This window comes from Streptomyces sp. NPDC058964, assembly GCF_042741275.1.
Lineage (GTDB): Bacteria > Actinomycetota > Actinomycetes > Streptomycetales > Streptomycetaceae > Streptomyces.
Map to the genome: position 1 here is coordinate 5,719 of NZ_JBHYKH010000277.1, position 5,965 is coordinate 11,683.

3 protein-coding genes are annotated in these 5,965 nt (G+C 71.7%); all 3 read right to left on the bottom strand.

Features of this window, described 5'->3' with window-relative positions; genetic code table 11:
• Positions 1 to 103: 103 nt before the first annotated feature.
• A complete protein-coding gene (locus ACFW2E_RS28660) occupies positions 104 to 1,648 on the bottom strand; it encodes an alpha/beta hydrolase (protein WP_384469959.1) in 1,545 nt (514 codons plus the stop codon).
• Positions 1,649 to 1,666: 18 nt separating this feature from the next.
• Positions 1,667 to 4,429, bottom strand: coding sequence for an aminopeptidase N (pepN, locus tag ACFW2E_RS28665; RefSeq protein WP_384469960.1), 2,763 nt, complete (start codon positions 4,427 to 4,429; stop codon positions 1,667 to 1,669).
• 179 nt (positions 4,430 to 4,608) lie between these two features.
• A partial coding sequence (locus ACFW2E_RS28670; RefSeq protein WP_384469961.1) for an acetoacetate--CoA ligase occupies positions 4,609 to 5,965 on the bottom strand: 1,357 nt, incomplete at its 5' end.

A 5,965-nucleotide genomic window follows, 5' to 3' on the forward strand; every position in this document is an offset into this window, starting at 1 on the left:
GCCGCGGCCCCTCACCCCCGCTCCCGCTCCCCGCGCCCCCTTCCGCCCGCGTGCGTGTGGGGCTCCCCTCTCCCCCCGCCCGGCGGAGCGCACGGTGGCGATGTCAGAAGCGGGGCGTTCCCGGGACGCGCTGCGGTGTCGGGACGATGCGCCGGTTCACGCCCGGGCTCTGGCGGCCGGAGACCTTGCAGGTGACGTCCTGTGCCGGCAGCCTTCCGGTGCTCAGGTAGTCGTTGACGGCGCGGTCGGCGCAGGCGCGCTGGTCGCCGGAGTACACGCCGTGGCCCTCGCCGCCCTTGACGTAGACCATGCGCGAGCCCTTCAGCGCGTGATGCATGCCGAGGCCGCTGACGAGCGGCGTCTGCGGGTCCCACTGGTTCTGGACGGTGAGCAGGCCGACGTTGTTGTCCACCGTCGTCACCGGCTCGGCCGTCTTGTCCCAGAACGCGCAGGGCGTGATGTTGGAGCCGAAGTCGCCGTACAGCGGGTACTTGGCCTTGTCCCGGATCGCGTCACGGCGGTACTGCTCGGGGTCGCGCGGCCACGCGTCGGTGTCGCCGCAGACCACGGTCCAGAACACGGCGGAGCCGTTGTCCTGCGGCGGCTGTGCGGCGGGAGTCGCGAGGTGGCTCGAGCCCGGATGGCCGTCGGCGGCCCGCTTCAAGCGGACTACGGCATCGGCCGCGCTCTCGGGGCTGAAGAACTCGGGCCGCAGACGGGCCCGGATGTCGTCCCCGGTGAGCTTCTCGCCGTCGACCTCGACCGGACGGCGGTCGGCCCGTGCGATCAGCTCCCAGAACGTCTTCTTCACCTCGGCCGGGGAGTTGCCGAGCTTGTAGGTACGGTGGCGCTGGGCGGTCCACTTCGTCCAGCGGGTGAACGCCGGCTCGGTCCCCTGTGCCCACACCTGGATCATGCCGCGCCAGACGCGGGCGGGGTCGACGGCGCTGTCCAGCACGAAGCGATCGGCCCGCCCGGGGAACATCTGCGCGTAGACGGCGCCCAGGTACGTGCCGTAGGAGTAACCCAGGTAGGAGATCTTCTTCTCACCCAGGACGGCGCGGATGACGTCCATGTCGCGGGCGGTGTTGCGGGTGGTGATGTACGGAAGCCTGTCGCCGTTCTTGGCACGGCATTTCTCGGCGACGGTCCGGGCCCACTTGACGTCATGGCTGAACGACGCCGGCCTGTAGGGGTGTTCGATGTTCTGTTCCGCCGTTGTCAGACCACAGGTGACCGGGCTGCTGCGGCCCACGCCGCGCGGGTCGAACCCGATGAGGTCGTACTGCTCGCGGACCTTCTTGGGCATCGCGGACTTCATCATGACCGGCATGTCCAGGCCTTCGCCGCCCGGACCACCGGGGTTGAAGAGGATCGCGCCGTGCCGCCTGCCGGGGACGCTGGTCTTCATGCGTGAGATGGCCAGCTTGACCGTCTTGGCGTCGGGGCGGCCGTAGTCGAGCGGGACCTTGATCGTCGCGCACTGGAACGCGGCGGGCATCGACGTGTCGCAGCGGTGCCATGCGGGCTTCTGGTTCTCGAATCTGCTGAGCGGTTCTGCCGCGGATGCCTGCGCCGGGGCGAGGGCGGGGACCAGCGTTGCCGCGATCCCCACCGCGAGCAAGGGCGCCATGCGTCCTGTCCGCACGATGGCCGTTCCTTTCGATCAACTGCTAGGACGGAACGACCATTTCGTGTCGGCGGATGCGTGCGAATCCATCTGCGGGGCGGACTTGCTACGACCCACGGCGGACACAGAAAGAGACGTGCGGAGGAGAACCGGAACAGCCCGATTTCCGTCGCCCCCGCCGCGGGCGGCGGGCGGGCGCCGACGGCTGCTCCGCGTCAGGCCCCCGGAGTTCGGGCGAGGAGCATACGGCGTACCGCGTCCGAGCGTTCCAGCAGCGTGGTGCGGACCACCGGAGCTGCCTCCAGGGACAGTTGTCGGGCCTGCTCGATGTAGCCGGCGTCGATGGCGCGCGGCGGGAAGAGATGGCTCGTGAAGGTCATCGCCAGGATCATTCCGCCTTGGTGCAGATGGGGGATCGATTCCAGGTAGCGCTGGGCATACGGGGCCAGCAGGGCGTCCTGGGCGGGGCGCCAGAAGGCCGCCGCCACCTGACCGACAGAGTGGACGGGGGCCCGCCGGGGCCCCGCCCCCCCCACCCCAAACACCGCCCCCAGCGCGCGGGGCGCGGGCGGCGGGCCGCGCGCGCGCGGCCCCGGGGCCGCGGGCGGCGGCGGCGACGCAGCCGCCCCCCGCCCCGCGCCCCCCGTCGGGCCGCCCCCCCGCCGCCCACCCGGCCAGCCTCTGCCAGACCTCCGCCTTCGCGGCGGGATCGGGCAGGGCGGCCCGTACGGTCAGGGCACGGACCCAGGCGTCGGGGTCCGGATCGCGTTCGAGCAGGACGGCGGTTTCGGACGCCACGTCCCCGCCCAGTTCCGCCTCCCGGACCAGTGCGCGCCAGTGCAGGTCCACGTCGTCGCCTGCCTGTTCGCGCAGCCAGGCCAGGTCCTGCCCGCTCGTCGCGGTGCGGGCCAGGCCGCGCAGCGCGACCTGGCGGCGGCCGGGATCGGCGGCCAGGCGCCGGCAGGCTGCCGCCACCGCCGCGGTCAGCCCGGCCCGCTCGCCCGGCGGCGCCCACAGTTCGGCGATGTTCGCGGCCATCGTCAGATACGGCTCGATCACGGCGTCGGACGTCTCGGCAACAACGACCTCGGTGATGCAGCGTCCGGCTTCCGCCGCCGTCGCCTCGCCGGTCGTCAGCATGTCCCACACGGTGGCCGCGGCCACGCCCCGCGAGATGGCCGTGGGCAGTTCCGCCGCCGTACGGAACAGGGCGTCCCGGGTCGTCGGGTCCGGGCGGGCCGTGGCGAAGGTCAGGTCGTCGTCGTTGATCAGCAGGAAGTCCGCCGCGGGCGGGAGACCGGTGACCTCGGTGCGGGTCCGCGTCACCTCGACCCGTACCAGCGCCCTGCGCTCGAGGTCCTTGCCGTTGTGGCCGTAGGCGCCCACGGCCAGCACCTGCGGACGCGGGGGACCGTCGGCCACCAGCGTGACGGTCCCGCCCTCGCGCTCCAGCGAGAAGCGGTCGGTGCCCGCCGTCTCGAGCCAGGCCGTGCGCCAGGCGTCCAGGTCGCGCCCGCCGGCCTCGGCGAGGGCGTCGATGAGGTCCTGGAGCGTGGTGTTGCCCCATGCGTGGCGGGCGAAGTAGGCGGCCATGCCGGCCGTGAAGCGCTCCTCGCCGACGTACGTCATCAGCTGTTGCAGGACGGACGCGCCCTTGGGGTAGGTGATGCTGTCGAAGATCGACGCGGCCTGGGCGACGTCGTGGATGGGCTGGTGGATCGGGTGCGAGACGGGGCCCTGGTCCGCCAGATAGGCCTTGAGCTTGTCGCTCGCCAGGTGGCCCGCCCACGCGTCGGTGTACCGGGTGGCGCGCTCGGCCGCCCAGTGGCAGGCGAACTCCGCGAACGCCTCGTTCAGCCAGAGATCGTCCCACCAGCGCATGGTGACGATGTTGCCGAACCACATGTGAGCCATCTCGTGCAGCAGCACCTTGGCGAGCAGCTCGCGCTCGGCGGGCGTCGGCGTGGCCCGCCGCAAGAACATGTCCGACCAGGTCACACAGCCGTAGTTCTCCATGGCGCCGCCGAACTCCGGCATGAACACCTGGTCGTACCTGCGCTGCGGGAACGGCATGGAGAAGACCTCGCCGAAGAAGGCGAGGCCCTGACGGGTGAGGGTGAAGATCTCCCCGGCGTCGCGCTCGAGGACCTCGCCGAGCGACCGGCGGGCGTACAGGCCCAGGTCGTGACCGTCGGCCTCGTGGCGGATCTCGTGGAACGGCCCTGCGTTGACGACCGTGTTGTACACGGACAGGGGCGGGGTGTCCGGGAAGGTCCAGCGGCGGGCCGAGTCCAGTTCCTCGACGCGTGCGCCGCCGGAGTTGCTGGTGACGGTCCATGCGCTCGGAGCCGTGACGGTGAAGGCGTGCGGGGCCTTGAGGTCGGGCTGGTCGAAGCACGCCCAGACGAACCGGGCCTCGTCCGGTTCGAAGCTCATCCACACGTAGACCTCGCCGTCGGCAGGGTCGATCGCCTTGTGCACGCCTTCGCCCGTGGTCGTGTCCGCCTGGACGCTCTCCACGCGCAGCACGTTGTGCTCCGCCAGCGCGGGGAGGGGGATCCGGCCGTCACCGGTGGGCATGAGGGCGGCGCCGTTCAGCGTGGCACTGCGTACCTGTGCCGCGCAGTCCACGAATGTCTCCGCACCCGGCTCGTGGCACGTGAAGGTGACCGTGGAGACACATCGGACCTCCGGTCCGCCGGGCAGGGCGGTGAGGTCGATGTCGACGTCGTACCGCTCGACCGTCAGCAGTGCGGCCCGGCGCTGGGCTTCGGTACGGGTCAGGCTTCGGATCCCCATGTGTCCTCCCTCGGTAGACGGCGGGCGTCAGCGTACGCCGGTGATCGCCGTTGCTCGCAGCCGTTTTTCCAAGGCGGCTCAGGGGGTGCTGGTGGGGGCTGGAGTGCCGCCGTGACGACCCGTCGACCGCGGACGTGTTCTTCCCCGTCCGCCGGGTCCCCGGGCCGTCATCGCGCGGTTCACGACGGCCGGCGTCGCTCCCCGCCGCCCTCGCCCTGCGCCCGCGCCCTTCGGTGTGCCGCGAAGTCCGCGAACCAGGACAGCATCTCGAAGTGCTGGACGGCCCCTTCACTGCCGACGTCGGAGACGCGCGCGCCCTGCAGGAGACGCTTGACCGGCACCTCCAGCTTCTTTCCGGTCAGTGTGCGCGGGACGGCGGGCACCGGGACGATGGCATCGGGCACGTGCCGGGGCGACAGCTGCCCTCTGATCGCCGCGGTGATCCGTTCCCGCAGTCCGTCATCCAGGGCGGCACCGTGGCGCGGCACCACGAACAGGGGCATGTAGTAGCCGCCGTCGTCCAGTTCGACGCCGACCACCAGGCTGTCCGCTACGTCCGGCAGCTGCTCGACCACGGAGTAGATGTCGGCGGAGCCCATCCGTACCCCCATGCGGTTGAGCGTGGAGTCGGAGCGGCCGGAGACGACGAGCGAGAGGTCGTCGTCGACGGTGACCCAGTCACCGTGTCGCCAGACACCGGGATAGGTGTCGAAGTAACTGGCCCGGTAACGCTCGTCGCCGGGGTCGTCGACGAAGCGCAGGGGCATGGACGGGAGCGGAGCGGTCACCACCAGCTCCCCCTGCTCGCCGGTGCGCGGCCGGCCCGCCTCGTCCCAGGCGGCCAGGGCCACGCCCAGGGCGGGGGCCTGGATGCGGCCCGTGCGCACCGGCAGGAGCGGCGACCCGCCCGCCAGAACCGAGCAGACGTCGGTTCCACCGCAGATCGACTGCAGCCAGACGCCGGGGGCGAGCCGGTCGTAGACCCATCTCCAGGTGCTCGGTGCCATCGTGGACCCGGTCTGCAGTACGGACCGCAGGGCACCGAGATCGAAGTCGGCGGCGGGGTGCGCGCCGGACCGTTCCACGGCCGCGAGGTAAGCGGCGCCCACGCCCACCATGGTGGCTCGCGTCCGCTCGGCGACGCGCCAGACGGCGGCCGTGTCGGGATGCGTGGGGCTGCCGTCGTAGAGGACGATCGTGCTGCCGTGCAGCAGACCGCCGACCAGGAAGTTCCACACCATCCAGCTGGTGGAGGTGACGAAGAGGTACCGGTCCTCGGGGCGCAGGTCGGCGCCGAGCCCCAGTGCCTTCAGGAGTTCCAGGACGATGCCGCCGTGCCCTTGCACGATGCCCTTGGGCACACCGGTCGTTCCCGACGACCAGAGGATCCACAGGGGGTGGTCGAAGGGCACGTCGGCGAAGACCAGGGGCTGGTCGGCGGTGGGCAGCTCGGACCATGTGAGCACCTCGACGACCCGCCGGGTGGCCGGGGCCGCGGGCCCGGCCCGGAAGAGGTGGTGGAACAACATGAGGTGA